Source organism: Candidatus Nanopelagicales bacterium (genome assembly GCA_037045355.1).
In the GTDB taxonomy this organism is placed as follows: domain Bacteria; phylum Actinomycetota; class Actinomycetes; order S36-B12.
In genome coordinates this window covers 82,858-99,225 of the sequence record JBAOHO010000029.1, presented here as the reverse complement: position 1 = coordinate 99,225, position 16,368 = coordinate 82,858, and the positions used below count along the sequence as shown (strand labels likewise).

Here is a 16,368-nt window from a genome sequence, read left to right as displayed (position 1 = left end):
GGGAGCATGAGCCGCGAGCGGGAGCAAGGCGAGAAGGAGTTAGAGGAGTGTCGATGAGGTTCGGTTCCGTGGTCACCGTCGTCGTCGGTGCTGCACTGCTGGTCACTGGCTGCGGCCGCGAGGAGGGCACGGACGAGATCGGCCCGGTGGATCAGGTCACGCAGGCCACCGTGGTCGCTGCCGACCAGATCACCGCGATCCTGAACGGACCCGTGCCATCGGACTCCGCGGGCGCCGCGTCCTCCGAGCCCTCCGGATCCGATTCGCCGGAATCTGCCGTCGCCCCTTCGGGGACTGCAACCGAGTCCACTTCGAAAATCATCGCGCCCGCCGAGAACACGCGCGACACGTTGACGGTGTGGCTCATGCCGGAAGTGCCCGGTGCGGTCGTCGACCGCGTCAACAAACTGTTCCGCAAGGACTACCCCAAGGTCGATGTCAACGTCGAGCGACAGGACTGGGCCACGATCTCCCAGCTACTCCAAGAGCGACTGCCCGATCCCGAGACCACGCCCGACATCGTCGAAATCGCCAACGACACACCGGCAAGTCTCGGCGCCGAGGGATTGATCGCGGACCTGGACTCCGTTCGGACGAAACTGCGGCTTGCCGAATGGACCAAGGGTCTCCGCGAGTCCGTCGAGCTCGGCGATGAGCTGGTGGGCGTCCCGTTGTACGGGCAAGGTCGGGTTGTCGCCTACGACAAGGCAGCGTGGAAGGCGGCCGGGGTCGCCGAACCTCCCCGCACAATCAGCGAGATGGAAGCTTCGCTGGACAAGGTCCAGTCCGGCGGGGTTCAGCCGGACTACTCGGCCTTCTGGTTCCCGGGTCGATACTGGCAGGGCGCACTGCCGTGGATTTGGTCCGACGGCGGTGAGTTGGCTGTCCCCGACGGAGACTCGTGGGTGGGCGCAGTCGATTCCAGCGAATCCCAAGCCGGTCTGCTCAAATGGCAGACCCTCGTGCGCAAGTTCTCGCGGGCGCCCGCCGACTCCGACGAAACCTCAGCCAGCCAGGTGAAGGCACTCGACGACGGCCGGGCGGCCAGTGCCCTCATGCTGCCGTGGGAGGTTGATGCCCTCACCAAGGCCCACGGTGTGTTCGCGCTTCCGGGGGAGTCAGAGGGGGCTGTCGCTCCGCAGCTGCTGGAGGGTTCGGACCTGGCGGTCTCGAGTGCCAGCATCAGACAGGGCCTGGCAGTGGAGTGGCTGGCCCGGTTCCTCGATGACTCGGTGCAGCGGCAGTTGGCCCGCGACACCAAGACCATTCCGGCTCTGGCCAGTGCAGTGTCCGAGTTGAAGGGGGATCCGGTCGCCGAAATCCAGGCGAAACTCGCGTCCGTGGGTCGCACCACTCCGCCTGCGGCGCTGTGGCCGGCAGTTGAGCGGGAGCAGGTCCTGCCAGACATGCTTCAGGCGATCATGACGAAGCCCGGGGCCTCAGAGTCCCCATCGGCGTCGGTGTCGGGCGGTAGTCCCAGTGGGCCTGTGAGTCCTTCTCCCTCGGCGCCGTCAACCGGGCTGTCGGGGTTCCCGTCACCCAGTGGCGTTCCCACCGCGTCGGCCACCTTGCCGAGCGGCCCGCCGTCACTGTCCCCCTCAGAAATGGCGACAGGTTCCTTGCCGACGGATCTGCCGTAGTCGGGGCAAACTCGGTTGGTCTGGCGGGGTCTCTCCGGGCGTGTCTGGGGTGGAGATGTTTTGGGTTATGCGTCGATCGGGCGCAACTCACCCGTGAACACGTCGTAGATCGCGCCGCCCACCACCAAGTCTGATGGCAGGTAGGGCAGGGACTCGATGCGGGTGATGTCCTTGCGCAGGGAGGCGATCTGGTCTTCGACCACGGCGATGTCAAGGCTGCGTGTGTCCATTCCCGAGGCCTCCAGTAGCGCCTCATGGATCTGGTCCTCGGTGGCTGACGCCATCTTGCAGTTGGTGTGGGGCATGACGAGAACCCGGGTGACACCCAGCAAGTGAGTGGCGAGGACCAGTGTCCGCAGAACGTCGTCGGTGACGCGGGCACCGGCGTTTCGCAGGATCTTCACATCGCCGGGCTGCATTCCGACGATGGCGAGCGGGTTGATCCGCGAATCCATGCATGTGATGATCGCCAACCCACGGCGAGCGGTGCCGGTGAGTTCCTGTCCGCTGAACGTTGCGGCGTACTCGCGATTGGCGGCGAGGACGTCGGTGAAGGTGTCGGACGGGAACGGTTGGGTCATTGGGACTCTCCACTGGAATGGCCGGGGAACACCCCGAGTTCGGGACTGACAAGAGGCGCAGCGTTGTTGACGGCCAGGGCAGCTTCGCCGAAGCCGATCGAGAGCAGGGGGACCTTGCCCGGATAGACCGCGATATCGCCCGCTGCGAATACGCCCGGAAGATTGGTCCTCATCGTGGTGTCCACCCGGATGTGTCTCTTCTCGAGGTCAAGCCCCCAACCTGTCATGGGGCCGATGTTCGCGATGAAGCCCAGAGCAGCGACGAGTGTGTCGGCGGGCAGGACCCGGATCGACCCGTCGGTCTTGCTGGTGACCTCGACTTCGGTGATCCCGCCCTCACCACGCACCGCGGTCACCTCGCAGGGGGTCAACAGCGAGATTCCCATCTCGCGGGCCTTGTCCACCATGGTGCCGTGGGCGCGGAACTGGTCGCGACGGTGCACGACGCTCACGCTGCGCGCGATGGGGTGCAGCATGTGCGCCCAGTCCAGAGCCGAGTCGCCGCCGCCCACGATGACGATGTCCTTGCCCGCGTGTTCCTCAGGCTTGGGAATGAAGAAGACCAAGCCCTTGCCTTCCCACTCGCCGCCCGCGGGCAGCGGTCGCGGCTTGAAAGACCCGATTCCGCCCGTGATGATCGCGGCCTTGGCCGTGACCGTAGTACCGCTGGCGAGGGTCAGGGTGACTGGGCCGCCGTCGGGTGCGTCGATCTGCGTCGCCTGGTCGCCGAGCACATAGTGCGGATCGAACTGCTCCGCTTGCTTGGCCAGTTCCTCCACCAGGACCCTGCCGCGAACGCTGGGGAATCCGGCGACGTCGAAGATGTCCTTCTCGGGATACATCGCGGTGATCTGGCCGCCGATCTCTGGTAAGGCGTCGATGACCGCGGTGCTCCAGCCGCGGAAGCCTGCGTAGTACGCGGCGTAGAGGCCGGTGGGGCCGGCGCCGATGATGCCGACGTCGACGGTGATATCTGTCATACGAGAGTTTGTCACGTGAAGCTGACCGCCTCTGGTTCGTTGCCGGGTAACCACTTGATGCCGCAGCCAAGCGCGGGCCGGTGCGGCTGGGGCACCGGCTCACCGCGGAGGGTCGCGGAGATCGCGCTGCGGAGCAGATCACCGGTCAGCGGTTCATTGTTCTTGGGGCTGGAGGCGTCGAATGCACCTCGGTAGGCCAGGGTCCCTTCGGGCGAGTAGACGAAGAAGTCTGGCGTGCAGGCCGCTGCGAAGGCTCGAGCCGCGCTCTGGTCGAGGTCCTGCAGGTAGGGGAACCGCCAGTCCGCTCGTTGGGCCTGGTCCCTGAGCCCGGCCACGTCATCGTCCGGGTAGGCCGCGATGTCGTTGGAGGAGATCGCCACAAAACGCACAGGCACCTCGTCGAACTCCGCGACCAGCACACCGAGTGCGGCTTCGATGTGACGCACATAGGGGCAGTGATTGCAGCAGAACGCGACCACGAGTGAGTCGGTACCGCGGTATTCCGCGAGGTTGACGGAATGGCCGTCGAGATCCGTGAGGGTGACGTCGGGCAGGGGGGTTCCCAGCGTGATTCGACCAGATTGAACTGCCATGGTGGCGAGCCTACCGATCAGCCCCGCCACGTTCTGGCAGTGGTGTGTGCCGGCGCGACGTCCCACCGGGGGTGCGGCAACTTGGGCCAAAGGAAGAACATGGGGAGGCGTGATGCCTTCGCTACTGTTCACGGGATCGACTCGACGCGCGATGTCGGGAAGGTCATCGCGGCGTGCGGATGGAAACATCGCGGCGCCCGAAGGGCCGCGGGAAGGAGAAGCGTGATCACCCGGATCGCTCCCACCCCGAGTGGCTTCCTGCATGCGGGGAACGCGGTCAACTTTCTGCTCACCGACTGGCTGGCGCGCACGGAGCCCGGATCCACCCTTCATCTGCGCATCGACGACATGAATCTTGTCCGGGTGCCGCCGCGGTTCCTCGATGACATCTTCTGGGCGGTGGACTGGCTGGGGATCTCCGTGACTCACGGTCCCTCCGGGCCCGAGGAGTTCAGACAGAGCTACTCGCAGTTGCAGCGCGTCGACGAGTTCCGTCAAGAACTGGATCCGCTTCTGGCCGAGGACCTGGTCTTCGGCTGTCGCTGTTCCCGAGCCACGCTGCTGCACCGGGGTCCGGGTGTGGTCGATCCATGTCTGGGGCATGGTCTCGCGGCACGGCCAGGGGAATCGTCATTGCGCTTCCGCAGCGACCGATTCGACGCATCGGTCATCGCCGCGTCCGGCGTCCAGGTGACCGAGTTGGTCGATTCCATGGGGGACTTCATCGTATGGAGGCGGGATGACCTGCCGTCGTACCAGTTGGCCTCCGTGGTGCTCGACCGAGAACTGGCTGTCGACACTGTGGTTCGGGGTCGAGACCTCGCCGAATCGACCGCGGCGCAGTTGTCGTTGGCGGGACCATTGGGCGCCGATCGATTCACCGCGGCACGGTTTGTGCATCATGACCTGCTCACCGACGAAGCCGGCGCCAAGATGTCGAAGCGGGACGGAGCTGACGCGCTTCGGTCGATGGCTGCGACCGCAGGCGGTCGATCCCGCCTGTGGCGAGCAGCGCGCGCAGTAGGCGCCGCCGCTGGCATTGCGCCTCCCTGAGTCTGCGACTGGTGTGTTCGAGGGTTGTCGGAACCACGAGTCACACGACGGGCGGGCCGGTGGGTGGCTCCCATGCATGTGGTTCGGCGGCAAGGGGTTGCGTGCTGGGTGGCGGCTGAGTGGCGGTCGGGGAAACCGGTTCGGGTGGAGACGCTGCGGCCGTCGGGAGCGGCACGACCGCGCGAGCGGCCCTGATCCGTTCGACGGCGTTGTCAGCTGCTTGCTGATCCCCTACCCGCACCGCAACCGCCAGATCGGCCTGCGCTCGCTGCAGCGACGCCATCGCCCGTCTGGCAGGTCGGCCCCCCGCGCGTTTGGCTGCCGTGCGCGCGCGTTTGCGGCCCTTGCCTGTCGAGAGGCTCTGCTGCTCCGCCGGTGAACACAGCCAGTCGGGCACCCCGGACAGGCCTTCGCTGAAGAACGCGGCGTCGCGCCGCCGGGCGATACGCAGCCCCACGATCAGGATGCCGAAGGTGAACGCCCCTTTGACCAGCACCGATCCCAGGAAGCTGACCTGGTTGATCAGCAGTGGCGAGTTCCAGAACCAGTGCGCCGCATACGCACCGATGAACGCCAGAAGAGCGACACCGATCCGACGCAGCATGCTTCGGTCGGTCGCTGTGACCAGATACCCGATACCGAGTCCGACGATTCCGGTATACACGGCGTGCGAGAAAGGACCCGCGATCAGGCCTCGGATGACGAACATCTGAGCCAGCGGCGCCAGGCTGGGATCGTCCTCGATGGCGCTGGTGTTCATGGTGTAGCCGAAGTTCTCAATCACTTGGAAGCCCAACCCGACCACCGCTCCGCTGACGAAGCCATCCAGGGCAGTGCGGGGACGGCGGGGGCTTGCCATGAGGATCAACAACACGCCGAGCCCTTTGGCAAGTTCCTCGGTAGTGGGCCCGGCGATGGCCGCTCCCCAGTCCTGAGCTGCGACCACACCGCCTTGCACTGTGACCAGGTCGAAGATCGCGTCATTGGCCATCAGAGCCATTCCGCCCGCGATGAATCCGCCCCACAAGAAGGCGGCCACCAGTGAGATCCACGGCTCCCGCTCGAAGAAGTCGATACGACGGATGATGATGAGGAACGGGATCGTGTAAAGCGCCCACACCACTGCCGAAGACGCCGCCAGAAGCGGCGACACCTCCGATGACAGCAGCAGGTTCTCGAGGCTCACCAACAGCGGGACCAGGGAGATCACGATGCTGACGAACAAGATCCATCTGCGCGAACTGCCGGTCGTCAGCGGAGCCTTGGAGACAGTGCGGCGCGGCGCGGTAGCCGGAGCCGGGGCCGGGGCCATCATGACGCTCTCTTGATACGTACCGACGTGACCATCTCGGAAATCTCACTGAGCAACGCAGAAGATGCCACGGGGTCCCCGATCACGGGTACCAGCGCCGCGACCGAGCTGTCGCGGGACACGATGGCAGCGAGCATCCCGGCCTGACTCGTACCGGTCACCATGACCGCCACCCCCTGGTCACCGGTGGGAGTCTCGAATGCGACGGGTTCGTAGTCGGGCACGAGACTGCCGTCGAACTGCTCCAGCATCGCGTCCAGGTAAGCCTGCGGATCGGTACCCAGATCTGCCGGCACGGTGACGAGCGCGAGCACCACCCCTTCTTTGGCCAGCAACTGTTCCGTCGGCTGGTCAGGATCGGTATTCGCCAGAACTTCCCAGCCCGGCTGGGGCTGCAGGCTCACCCGCCCATCGGTGATCGCCCCGCTGGGGGTCGTCACCTCGGAGACCTGACCGGCCACTGCCGGCAGCGCGAAACAGAGCAGAACCGTGATGATCACACCCAACACGAGAACAACAGCCACGAACCGGCCGCTGAGGGTGTCTTCGGGGTCCGCCACAGAGACGGGATCAGGTTGCGTCACACAGACCGCCTCCGGACATCGGTGCCGGGGTCGGGACCGCCCGGGACGGACGTGTCCCGCAACCGAGACAGGGCGGCGCGGACATCGCCTGACGAAGCGCGGACCTCGACGATCTTCGTGCGGGATCGTACTCCCATCACGACCTCCACCTGTCGGGACCGAAGCCCCAATGCGTGCGCCACCGCGGCCGCCACGGCGCGGTTGGCAGCTCCCTCCACAGCCCGGGCGCTCACTTTGACCACGAGAACACGTTTGCCTGCGGCGTCGGTCCCGAGCGTCACCGACTCCCGGCGGCTGCCGGGCTTGGCGTGAACTGGCAGACGAACTGGCGAGTCAATCGAGTCAGCCACTCAGTCACCAGCCGGTCACAGCGATCTTGCCGATGGTCGTGCCCGCTTCGCTCTGACGGTGCGCATCGAGTAGGTGCGCGGCCGAAATGGGAGACAGTGTTTGCGTGACGGGGGAGACTACTGTTCCGTTCGCAGCAAGATCTGCGACCTTCCCGAGAATCCGTCCTTGCTCGGCCATGTCCTCGGTGGCGAAGAGGGACCTCGTGAACATGAACTCCCAGTGCAGCGCCAGGCTCTTGCGCTTCATCGCCGCCACGTCCAGTGGTCCTGGGTCGTCGATCACAGCGATCGCACCCTGAGGCTGGGCGATCTCGACCATGGACTCCCAGTGCTGTGCCGTGTGAGTCAGTGCGGCTTGCCATGTGACTGACTCGCACCCAACGTCGTGCAACTGCGGCAGCCACGGCTGCCGATGATCGATCACATGATGGGCACCGAGTCCGCTGACCCACATGCGGCTCTCGGGGCGGCCGGCCGTCGCGATCACGGTGAGTTTCGTGAGTCGGCGGGCGAACTGGATCAGCATTGACCCGACACCGCCGGGAGCCCCGATCACCAGCAAGTTGTGCCCGGCTCCGCCTCCAACCGGCACGCCCAGTCGGTCGAACAGCAACTCCCAGGCCGTGAGGCTGGTCAGGGGCAAGGCTGCGACTTGGGCATCCGACAGGCCGACCGGAGCGTGCGCCGCAATCCGATGATCGACAACGTGGAACTGGGAGTTGCACCCGGGTCGGTCGATGGCGCCTGCGTAGAAAACGCGGTCACCAGGCGAGAACCCCACCGCGTGATGTCCAGTCGACACCACCGTGCCGACAGCGTCCCATCCCAGCACCTGCCAGGCTCCCGGCTCTGGGCGTCGCGTGCGCCGGATCTTCGTGTCGACCGGATTGACTGCAACCGCATCGACCGAGACGAGGAGATCGGTAGGACCCGACTGAGGTTCCGGGAGTTCGAAGTCGATCAGTGCCTCGGGTCGATCGAGAGCCCCGGGTTGGGTGTAACCCACGGCTTTCATGCGGTCCTCCCGGGATCGGCAGCGGGTCCGACGAGAGTGATCAGGCCTGGCAGGCGTAGGGGTTGAAGGTGCAGAAGTTACCGACGGTGCCGCAGAACACCTCCATCGTCGGCCACGCCCGGCCGCCGGCCATGCTCTCCAGATCGGCGTCGGTCAACTGCGTGTCGGTGTCCAGATCGTCGGGGCTGAGCGGCACGCCGTGCTCGGCGGCGATCCTGAGGATGTCCTCGTTGGTCGTCGCTGTGCGTAGGGCCGCCATGAGTGTTTCATCGGTCTGCGCCTTGTCCAACAGTTCGTCGAGCGCGGCCATCGTCGAACCCTTCTTCGTCGTTGATGATCTCTGACCGTCGAGGATCAACTCACGGCGCAGGGCGACACCTTGTAGACCTTCTTGGGGATCTGACCCGTGTCACAGGCTTCAGTCAGCTTCTTGCCCTTGACGCGCTTCCAGGTGTCACCCGCAGTTCCGGTGAAGGCCTTGACCAGGTAGGCGGCATCTTCTTCGCCGGTGCTGTACGACCCTGCGCCCCAACGGAATCCGGACTTGTTTCCGCAGACCATTGTCTCGACCGTGCCGTCCTTGACAGCTTTGCCGATTGCCTTCTTGGTGCACGGTGGCTTACCAGCGGCCTGGGCAGGTCCCGAGATGAGCATGGGGGCGGCCAGAGCGCCGGCGAGGGGCAGCGTGATCGCCGCTCGTCGGATCAAGGTGCGGTTCGACACGTCGGTCTCCATCCGTGGTGGGGCGGGGCGATCCCGCGAGGACGACGCTACCCGTCCGGGGCAGAGGTTCCCCGGTGATCGGACCATTTCGTCCGCTCAATCAGAAACCGATCCCCAGGAACGGGCGTCCCAGGGGATCGGTCACCATACGCCTGTCCCACTCAGATGAAGGGACCCACTCAGATGAAGGGACCCACTCAGATGACGAGACCGGCTCAAATGCAGAGGCTCACTCAGATGAAGAGCAGTTGGGCCCCGTCGGTGAGTTCGATGAAGTCACTGGCGTTGATGATTCCCTCGATGTCATCGCGAAGGTCCGAGTCGGTCAGATTGTTCATGTCCGCTGACAGCCGACAGGCCCACAGGTGACCACCCGCGGCAACGATCTGGTCGAGGAACTCGGGCACCTCGGGAACCCCGAGATCGGCGATCTGTTTCTTGAGCATCTTGGTCGCCATTGCCGTCATCCCCGGCACGGGTGCCAGAGCCTGGGGCAAGTGAGTGTCGCGACCGGGCAGGTGCATCGCGGTGTTGCCGGCGGGCGAGAACTGCAGGTCGTTCATGCGGGACTTGGTGATCATGTCGAAGCCCCAGAAGGTGAAGAAGAGGTGAGTCTCGACCCCTTCGCCCAGCGCGGCATTGCCCAGGATCAGGGCCGGGTAGGCCATGTCCAGGTTGCCCTTGGAACAGATGATCGCGAGTTTGCGATCCGTGGCCTCGTCATCGCCGAAGTTCGGAACGATAGTCATGGGTTACTCCTTGATCCTCAGACGCAGCCGTGTGGTTTGGGAAGACCGGCGACATAGGCCATCTTCTTCGCCGGCTTCTTGGGGAACAGTTGGAACTGCTCCTTGGTGGGGAAACCTCCGACGGTCTGCACCCGGCGGGTGGTCGCCGTCTCGTTCTTCTCCTTGAAGTCCTCACGGAGCCAACGGATGAGTTCCCAGTGGCGGTCGGTCATGTCGACGCCGATATTGGCGGCGAGCTCCTTGCCGATGTCTTCGTTCCATTCGTCGTATTCGGTGAGGAAACCCTCGTCGTTGATCTGGACCTCTTGGCCCGCGATGGTGGCGGTGGGCATCTCATTTCCTTTCTATGGGGGTGGATCCCGACGGGAGGTGTTCCTCGCCGACGGTGTGCAGCATGGACAGGACTCGGGCCAGTCCGCGCCTGGTCTGGGGGTCTCGCATGGATTTCACCAATGCGAACATCGAAGGGGGTTCCAGATGGGTGTCCTCACCGTCCTGAACGGTGATGGCAGTGCGCTGGAGCAGAGCCATCACTTCGGGTTGGGTGAGTTCCTTCATCGCGTTGAGGATCGTCACGATGTTGTCACCCAGAGCCGCGACATCGTCCTCCGAGAACTCGGTGACCACTCGGTCTGCGATCAGTCCACCCTGGCGGGCAAAGGCGAAGTACCCCTTGTCGTCGGCGACCTCCAGAACCTCCGTGAGGCGACCCATCCCGGCACCACTCAAAGAATTCAGCGTGTGGAGGAGTTCGGACATGCTGTCCAACTGCGCCATCAGCATCTCCAGACGCGGCAGACTGCGAGCTGCCGTGCGGGCGAATCGAGCGAGATCTTCGGCGGTGACGTCGGCACTCAGGTCCTCGAGTTCGCGGGTGGCGACGTCCATGGCGCCCCGTGACACGGGGACGAGGGTGTCCGCCATCTCCGACCACTTCTCGCGGGCCTCTCGCTGGGCCATCAGTTCCTCGGCGATGAAGTCCATCTGCATGCTCATGCGGTCGACCCGATCGGCCAGTTCGACCACGGTGGGATCGGTGGTCATCACAGGTCCTCCGTGTCCTTGCCTGCCATGGACATGAGAGCCGGAAGGGGCAGTTCCTTGCCGGGAAGCAAGATGTTCCAGTACATCCACCGGAACATCACCTTGCCCCAGTGATTCATCTCGGTCTCCTTGAGCAGGGAGAACGGTCCGATGCCGGGCAGTGGGTACTTGCCCGGGAGCGGTTGCGTTTCGTAGTTGAAGTCGATCAGCAGTCCCTTGCCGTGCCCGGTCTCGATGAAGCAGTTGGCGTGCCCATCGAAGAACTCTGTCATCTTGAGGCCCTGGATGTGGTTGAGGAAGTTGGCGGGGAACAGGTCCATGGCGAAGTGGGCCACGGAACCGGCTTTCGACGCCGGGATGTCGGAGGCATCGCCGACGGCGAAGATGTTGTCATATGCCTTGGACAGCAACGTGTACTGATCGACCGGGACGAAGTTGAGGTCGTCGCCCAGGCCGGACCGGGCGATGAAGTCCGCACCCATGTTCAGCGGGATCGTCACCAGCAGGTCGAAGGGAACCTCACGCTCATCGAACGAGACGATCTTCTTGCCCTCGGCGTCCACCGATTCGATCATGAAGTCGGGTTCGAGGTGGACGTTGCGCGTGTCCAGCATGTCGCCGAGGTACTTCGATGCCACGGGTTTGGTGAAGGCGCCCTCGAGTGGCGTGACGTAGGTGATGTCGACCTTGTCGCGAAGTCCCTGCTCCTCGAAGAATGCATCGGCCAGGAACGTGAACTCCAGCGGAGCCACGGGGCACTTGATGGGCATCTCCGTGACGTGGACGACGAGACGACCTCCCTCCCAGGTGCGCAACTTGTCGGCGAGCCGCGTGGCGCCCTCGTACGTGTAGAACTCGTGCACGTCGCCGCCCATATCGTCGTCCATGCCGGGGGTCTGGTCGGGTCGGGGAGTGGCGCCACTGGCGATGATCAGGTAGTCGTAGGGGAACTCCCGTCCATCAGTGAGAAGAACCTTGTTGTCGTCGGGCAGGACCTTGTCGATCTCGCCCTCGACCAGGTCGACACCGGACGGGATGAACCGCTTGGTGGGCTTGACCACCTCGTCGGGTCGGTAGATACCGAACGGGATGAACAGGTAGCCAGGCTGATAGAAGTGCGTCTGGTGCTGGTCGATGACCGTGATGTTCCACTCGTCGCGCGGCAGTTGCGGACGCAGTTTGTTGACCGCCATGGTTCCGGCGGTACCGGCGCCTAGGACGAGCAGCCTCTTCATGGTTTCTCCTTCTCGGGGGCGCCGTCGGTCGGCACCGTTCTTGTCAGTGATGCGGCGATCTTCGGCAGCGCCGCCAGGACACGATCACGTTCAGCCGGGTCGAGTTCGAACAGCCCGTCGTGGGAGGTGTTCGGTGGCTCGATGCCGCCGGCAAGGACCATTCCGACGAGCGAGTTGCCGGAGCGGATGAACGAGCGGGCGCATTCGAAACCGAGGGCGCTGGGCTGGAACCGAGGTTGCAGATCGTCCAGGTCGGCCAGTTGGCGCCACTCCGTGAGGCACGAGTTCATGACGTCGGGGTCGTCGCGGTGCTCTCGGAACCACGGACACGGGTTGGCGATATCGGTCACGGGACGCCCGGACATGTCGGTGACGACCATCATGACCCCGAGCAGATCAGCGGCGACGTCGATGGCCGACTGGGCCGCTGCGGGGTCCGGTGCTGCTGGGGATGTCTCGGTACGTCCACCGTCGGACAACAATGCGCTGATCTGAGCAGCGGGGAAGCGCCACTGGGAGCCGACCCGGATGGAGGGCAGCCGACCGTCTTCGGCCATGCGGTAGACCGTGGAGCGATCGATGTGCAGCATCTCCTGTACCTCACGGGCGGTGAGCAGTTCGCGGACCGCGGCGCCGAGTCCGCCGACCCGGGTCTCGTGCGACATCTGCATACTGTGCAGCGTATGCATATCCTGCAGACGCCGATAGGGTCGAAAGTCCCGTCATCGCGGGCGGTGTCCGCCTCGCGGGCACGCCACGATCCGCCGTCGCGTTGGCTGCGGGACGTACGATCGGGAAAATTGATCGGAGTTCGCCGTGGAACCAGTGACAGGTGAGCAGTTCGTCGCCCTAGAGGAGTCCCGGGGGGCGCACAACTACCATCCGCTGCCCGTCGTGATCTCCGAGGGCGAGGGCGCCTGGGTCACCGATGTGGACGGTCGCCGCTACCTCGACTTCCTGTCCGCCTACTCGGCCCTGAACTTCGGTCACCGCCATCCTGCATTGGTGGCTGCTGCGCACCGCCAACTCGACCAACTCACGTTGACCAGTCGGGCGGTCCACAACGACCAGATGGGGCCGTTCTGCGCCGAACTCGCCGATCTCATCGGCCAGGACCGGGTACTGCCCATGAACTCGGGCGCCGAAGCGGTCGAGACAGCCATCAAACTCGCTCGGGCCTGGGGTTATCGGGTCAAGGGGGTCCCGCACGACCGGGCGACGATCGTCGTTGCCCACAACAACTTCCACGGTCGAACCACGACGATCATCTCGTTCAGTGGCGACCCGGACGCGCGCAACGACTTCGGGCCCTACACTCCCGGTTTCGTCGCGGTCGATCACGGCGACATCGACGGCCTCCGGCAGGCTTTGCAGAACCCCGACATCGTGGCGTTTCTCGTGGAGCCCGTCCAAGGCGAGGCCGGCATCATCATTCCCCCTGAGGGCTATCTGCGCGCCGCCGCCGACGCCTGCGCCGAGGCCGGGGTGCTGTTCATCGCGGACGAGATCCAATCGGGATTGGCGCGCACGGGGACCACGTTGGCCGTGGACCACGAGAATGTCCGGCCCGATCTGGTGCTGCTGGGCAAGGCCCTGGGCGGCGGCATCCTGCCCGTGTCGGCAGTTGTGGGGCGGGGAGACGTCCTCGAAGTCCTGCGCCCCGGGGAACACGGCTCGACCTTCGGCGGTAACCCCCTCGCCCTTGCAGTGGGCCGCGCGGCCATCGCCTTGTTGCGCACCGGCGGGATGCAGGCTCGCTCGACCGAACTCGGAACTCACATGAATGCGCGCCTGACAGCAGAAGCCCCCTCGTCGGTCAAAGAGGTGCGCGGGATCGGCTTGTGGGCGGGGGTCGAGGTCCACCCTCAGTACGCTCCGGTGCGGCCCGCGGCTTTGCAGGCATTGGCCGAAGGCGTCATCGTCAAGGACACCCACGCCACCACCCTGCGCCTGGCGCCACCCATCGTGATCGACAAACCCGACCTCGACCGCGGTCTGGACGTGATTCTGGCGGCGTTGCACGACCAGGCGCAGGCCTGACCCATAAGCCCGAGCTGTCGACCTACCCCGCGACTGGACCGCTGACCGCTGCGATGTGCGCGCTGAGAGGTCGGCCGGTGCCGTCGCGGCGAGGGTCGGGATCTGGCAGGTCCAAGGGAACGCCAGAACCCGACGATGCCCGCGCCGGCACCGGGCCGCACCACGCGAGTTGCAGGCGATCTTCCCCGGTGCGGAACTTGTGGCAGCGAACTCCGCCTGTGGCTCGCCCCTTGGTCGGGTAGGCAGCGGCGGGCGTTGACTTGCCGGTGCCGGCGGTCGTGCCCGGCAATGAGTCCGACGAGCCGGCAACAGTCACGACCACCGACTCGGCAGATGGGTCGATGACACCGAAGAACACGACCTCGTCGGATGCCGCGAGTTTGATCCCGGCCATGCCAGCTGCGGCGCGACCCTGCGGCCGAACCGCTTTGGCGGGGAAGCGCAGCAGCTGCCCGCCGGCAGTGATGAGCACCAGATGTCGGCTGTCATCGGCGGCTGGGCTTGCTCCCACGACACGGTCACCATCGGCGAGTTTGATGAGGTCGAACTCAAGTTTGGAGGGAACGTCCTCGATCGTGATCCTTTTGACGTTGCCGCGAGCCGTTCCGATGGCGATGGTCGCGGTCAACCCGACCACCGCGACCACTGAGGTCTTGCGGGGCATGTCCACGAGGGCCCCAACTGGAGCGCCACCGGACAGAATCGGCGCGCTACTGGTATCCGCGAGGGCCGGAAGTTCGAGGACCGAGATCTTGCGCACCACCCCGTCCGAACACAACAATCCGACCTGGCCCCGGGTTGTGGCCCGTGTGGCGGACACGATGCAGTCGTGTTTGCCGCGCGGGCCGTCGGGAGCAGGGATCTCGGCTGTGGACGTCCGTGCGAGAAGTCCGGTGTTGGACATCAGCACCCAGCAGGGCTCGTCGGGAACCTCGAGGGGGGCATCCGCGACCGCGGCGTGCTCGGCCCCGTCGGACTCCAGCAGGATGGTGCGGCGCGGGTCCCCGTGGCGTTTGGCGACGTCGGCGAGTTCGTCGGACACGACCCGTTTCAGCTCGTCGGGATCCTGCAGGATCCGGTTCAACTCCTCGATGGTCCGCCGGAGTTCGTCGGATTCGGTCTCCAACTCGATTCGGGAGAACTTCGTGAGCCGCCGCAGCGGCATCTCGAGGATGTAGTTGGTCTGGGTCTCGGTGAGCTCGAAGGCCGCCATCAGGCGATGGCGGGCCATCGCGGTGTCGTCGCTGCCGCGAATGATCGCGATGACTTCGTCGATGTCGAGGATCGCAATCAACAAACCCTCGACCAGGTGCAGTCGGTCGCTGGCCCGTCCGCGGCGGTACTCCGATCTGCGGCGCACGACTTCGATCCGATGGTCGACATAGACCTGGAGCAGCTGCTTCAGCCCCAGTGTCTGAGGTCGGCCGTCGACCAGTGCGACGTTGTTGATCGAGAACTGCTCTTCGAGTGGAGTCAGCTTGTGCAACTGCGCCAAGACCGCGTGAGGGTTGAACCCGGATTTGATCTCGATGACCAGTCGCAGCCCATGCTCGGCGTCGGTGAGGTCGGTCAGGTTGCTGATCCCGGTGAGCTTCTTGGCGACTACCAGTTCCTTGATGCGCTCGATGACCCGCTCTGGCCCCACCGAGTACGGAAGCGATGTCACCACGATGCCCTGGCGCCGGGGTGTCACTTGTTCGATGCGGGTCGTGGCGCGCATCCGGAAGGACCCCTTGCCCGTTTCATAGGCCTGCTTGATGCCGTCGAGGCCGACGATCATGCCGCCCGTGGGCAGGTCCGGACCAGGGATGAAGCGGGTGAGGCTCGCGGTCGTGGAGTTCGGATGTTTGAGCAGATGTCGGGCGGCCGCGACCACTTCGACGAGGTTGTGCGGAGCCATGTTGGTGGCCATCCCGACGGCGATACCGGAGGCGCCGTTGACCAGCAGGTTCGGTATGGCCGCCGGGAGCACTGATGGCTCGAGTTCCCGACCGTCGTAGTTGGCCGTGAAATCGACGGTGTCCTCGTCGATGGACACCGTCATGTCCAGTGCGGGGTGATCCAGCCGGCACTCCGTGTAACGCATCGCAGCGGGACCGTCGTCGGGGGAGCCGAAGTTGCCGTGACCGTCGATCATCGGCAGCCGCAGACTGAACGGCTGCGCCATGCGCACGAGGGCGTCGTAGATCGCGCCGTCGCCGTGGGGGTGGAGTCGACCCATCACTTCGCCCACGACCCGTGCGCTCTTGACGTGACCGCGGTCCGGGCGCAGACCCATCTGCGACATCTGGAACAGGATTCGGCGTTGCACAGGCTTGAGGCCGTCGCGGGCGTCGGGCAAGGCCCGCGAATAGATCACCGAATAGGCGTATTCGAGGAAAGAGCCCTGCATCTCGGCGGTGACGTCGACGTCGACGATGGTCTCGTGCGTGGGACCGCTCCTGGAGCCAGAACGAGCCATGCGAATCC

18 protein-coding genes are annotated in these 16,368 nt (G+C 65.1%); 3 read left to right on the top strand and 15 right to left on the bottom strand.

The window, feature by feature from the left end:
* Positions 1 to 53 precede the first annotated feature (53 nt).
* A complete protein-coding gene (locus V9E98_15610; GenBank protein MEI2718390.1) occupies positions 54 to 1,640 on the top strand; it encodes an extracellular solute-binding protein in 1,587 nt (528 codons plus the stop codon).
* A 65-nt stretch (positions 1,641 to 1,705) separates the two neighbouring features.
* On the opposite strand, the gene V9E98_15605 is transcribed toward V9E98_15610, so the two are convergent.
* The 3 genes from V9E98_15605 to V9E98_15595 are packed head-to-tail and all read right to left on the bottom strand — an operon-like array spanning position 1,706 to position 3,794.
* A complete protein-coding gene (locus V9E98_15605; GenBank protein MEI2718389.1) occupies positions 1,706 to 2,221 on the bottom strand; it encodes a carbonic anhydrase in 516 nt (171 codons plus the stop codon).
* The gene (locus tag V9E98_15600; protein MEI2718388.1) at positions 2,218 to 3,201 is read right to left on the bottom strand and encodes an NAD(P)/FAD-dependent oxidoreductase; all 984 of its coding nucleotides are present in this window, start codon (positions 3,199 to 3,201) and stop codon (positions 2,218 to 2,220) included. Before V9E98_15600 ends, V9E98_15605 begins: the two co-directional genes overlap by 4 nt.
* Positions 3,202 to 3,212: 11 nt before the next feature.
* Positions 3,213 to 3,794, bottom strand: a complete 582-nt coding sequence (locus V9E98_15595) for a thioredoxin family protein (GenBank protein MEI2718387.1) — start codon at positions 3,792 to 3,794, stop codon at positions 3,213 to 3,215.
* Positions 3,795 to 4,016: 222 nt separating this feature from the next.
* On the opposite strand from V9E98_15595, the gene V9E98_15590 reads away from it, so the two are divergent.
* On the top strand, positions 4,017 to 4,847 hold the full coding sequence (locus V9E98_15590) for a glutamate--tRNA ligase family protein (protein MEI2718386.1): 831 nt from the start codon (positions 4,017 to 4,019) through the stop codon (positions 4,845 to 4,847).
* Positions 4,848 to 4,887: 40 nt separating this feature from the next.
* Here V9E98_15590 and V9E98_15585 read toward each other — a convergent pair whose 3' ends face one another.
* From V9E98_15585 to V9E98_15535, 11 genes are all read right to left on the bottom strand, one after another.
* Entirely contained in the window at positions 4,888 to 6,072 is a 1,185-nt protein-coding gene (locus V9E98_15585) for a PrsW family glutamic-type intramembrane protease (protein ID MEI2718385.1), read from the bottom strand.
* Positions 6,073 to 6,158: 86 nt separating this feature from the next.
* The gene (locus V9E98_15580; protein MEI2718384.1) at positions 6,159 to 6,743 is read right to left on the bottom strand and encodes a hypothetical protein; all 585 of its coding nucleotides are present in this window, start codon (positions 6,741 to 6,743) and stop codon (positions 6,159 to 6,161) included.
* Positions 6,740 to 7,093 carry a DUF167 domain-containing protein gene (locus V9E98_15575; protein ID MEI2718383.1) on the bottom strand — a complete coding sequence of 118 codons (354 nt, stop codon included), beginning with the start codon at positions 7,091 to 7,093 and terminating at the stop codon, positions 6,740 to 6,742. The genes V9E98_15580 and V9E98_15575 overlap by 4 nt, the downstream gene beginning before the upstream one ends.
* 4 nt (positions 7,094 to 7,097) lie before the next feature.
* Entirely contained in the window at positions 7,098 to 8,108 is a 1,011-nt protein-coding gene (locus V9E98_15570; protein ID MEI2718382.1) for a zinc-binding alcohol dehydrogenase family protein, read from the bottom strand.
* A 40-nt stretch (positions 8,109 to 8,148) separates the two neighbouring features.
* On the bottom strand, positions 8,149 to 8,418 hold the full coding sequence (locus V9E98_15565) for a Nif11-like leader peptide family RiPP precursor (GenBank protein MEI2718381.1): 270 nt from the start codon (positions 8,416 to 8,418) through the stop codon (positions 8,149 to 8,151).
* A 44-nt stretch (positions 8,419 to 8,462) separates the two neighbouring features.
* Positions 8,463 to 8,831, bottom strand: coding sequence for a hypothetical protein (locus V9E98_15560; protein ID MEI2718380.1), 369 nt, complete (start codon positions 8,829 to 8,831; stop codon positions 8,463 to 8,465).
* A 233-nt stretch (positions 8,832 to 9,064) separates the two neighbouring features.
* A complete protein-coding gene (locus V9E98_15555; GenBank protein MEI2718379.1) occupies positions 9,065 to 9,580 on the bottom strand; it encodes a DsrE/DsrF/DrsH-like family protein in 516 nt (171 codons plus the stop codon).
* 17 nt (positions 9,581 to 9,597) lie between these two features.
* Positions 9,598 to 9,912: a TusE/DsrC/DsvC family sulfur relay protein gene (locus V9E98_15550; protein ID MEI2718378.1), complete on the bottom strand. Its 315-nt coding sequence runs from the start codon at positions 9,910 to 9,912 to the stop codon at positions 9,598 to 9,600.
* Between the two features lies 1 nt (position 9,913).
* Positions 9,914 to 10,624: a DUF1641 domain-containing protein gene (locus tag V9E98_15545; protein ID MEI2718377.1), complete on the bottom strand. Its 711-nt coding sequence runs from the start codon at positions 10,622 to 10,624 to the stop codon at positions 9,914 to 9,916.
* On the bottom strand, positions 10,624 to 11,859 hold the full coding sequence (locus tag V9E98_15540) for an FAD/NAD(P)-binding oxidoreductase (protein ID MEI2718376.1): 1,236 nt from the start codon (positions 11,857 to 11,859) through the stop codon (positions 10,624 to 10,626). The genes V9E98_15545 and V9E98_15540 overlap by 1 nt, the downstream gene beginning before the upstream one ends.
* A complete protein-coding gene (locus V9E98_15535; GenBank protein MEI2718375.1) occupies positions 11,856 to 12,530 on the bottom strand; it encodes a helix-turn-helix domain-containing protein in 675 nt (224 codons plus the stop codon). The genes V9E98_15540 and V9E98_15535 overlap by 4 nt, the downstream gene beginning before the upstream one ends.
* 145 nt (positions 12,531 to 12,675) lie before the next feature.
* On the opposite strand from V9E98_15535, the gene rocD reads away from it, so the two are divergent.
* Complete coding sequence (gene rocD, locus V9E98_15530; GenBank protein ID MEI2718374.1) at positions 12,676 to 13,899, top strand: ornithine--oxo-acid transaminase; 1,224 nt, start codon at positions 12,676 to 12,678, stop codon at positions 13,897 to 13,899.
* A 22-nt stretch (positions 13,900 to 13,921) separates the two neighbouring features.
* On the opposite strand, the gene V9E98_15525 is transcribed toward rocD, so the two are convergent.
* A complete protein-coding gene (locus V9E98_15525) occupies positions 13,922 to 16,360 on the bottom strand; it encodes a DNA topoisomerase IV subunit A (protein MEI2718373.1) in 2,439 nt (812 codons plus the stop codon).
* Between the last annotated feature and the right edge of the window lie 8 nt (positions 16,361 to 16,368).

Excerpts from the sequence above, each read along its gene's own strand:
- V9E98_15550 (MEI2718378.1), bottom strand. The coding sequence starts at position 9,912 with ATGCCCACCGCCACCATCGCGGGCCAAGAGGTCCAGATCAACGACGAG.
- V9E98_15610 (MEI2718390.1), top strand. The coding sequence starts at position 54 with ATGAGGTTCGGTTCCGTGGTCACCGTCGTCGTCGGTGCTGCACTGCTG.
- V9E98_15600 (MEI2718388.1), bottom strand. The coding sequence starts at position 3,201 with ATGACAGATATCACCGTCGACGTCGGCATCATCGGCGCCGGCCCCACC.
- V9E98_15545 (MEI2718377.1), bottom strand. The coding sequence starts at position 10,624 with ATGACCACCGATCCCACCGTGGTCGAACTGGCCGATCGGGTCGACCGC.
- V9E98_15540 (MEI2718376.1), bottom strand. The coding sequence starts at position 11,859 with ATGAAGAGGCTGCTCGTCCTAGGCGCCGGTACCGCCGGAACCATGGCG.
- V9E98_15605 (MEI2718389.1), bottom strand. The coding sequence starts at position 2,221 with ATGACCCAACCGTTCCCGTCCGACACCTTCACCGACGTCCTCGCCGCC.
- V9E98_15555 (MEI2718379.1), bottom strand. The coding sequence starts at position 9,580 with ATGACTATCGTTCCGAACTTCGGCGATGACGAGGCCACGGATCGCAAA.
- V9E98_15595 (MEI2718387.1), bottom strand. The coding sequence starts at position 3,794 with ATGGCAGTTCAATCTGGTCGAATCACGCTGGGAACCCCCCTGCCCGAC.
- V9E98_15525 (MEI2718373.1), bottom strand. The coding sequence starts at position 16,360 with ATGGCTCGTTCTGGCTCCAGGAGCGGTCCCACGCACGAGACCATCGTC.
- V9E98_15565 (MEI2718381.1), bottom strand. The coding sequence starts at position 8,418 with ATGGCCGCGCTCGACGAACTGTTGGACAAGGCGCAGACCGATGAAACA.
- V9E98_15535 (MEI2718375.1), bottom strand. The coding sequence starts at position 12,530 with ATGCAGATGTCGCACGAGACCCGGGTCGGCGGACTCGGCGCCGCGGTC.
- V9E98_15570 (MEI2718382.1), bottom strand. The coding sequence starts at position 8,108 with ATGAAAGCCGTGGGTTACACCCAACCCGGGGCTCTCGATCGACCCGAG.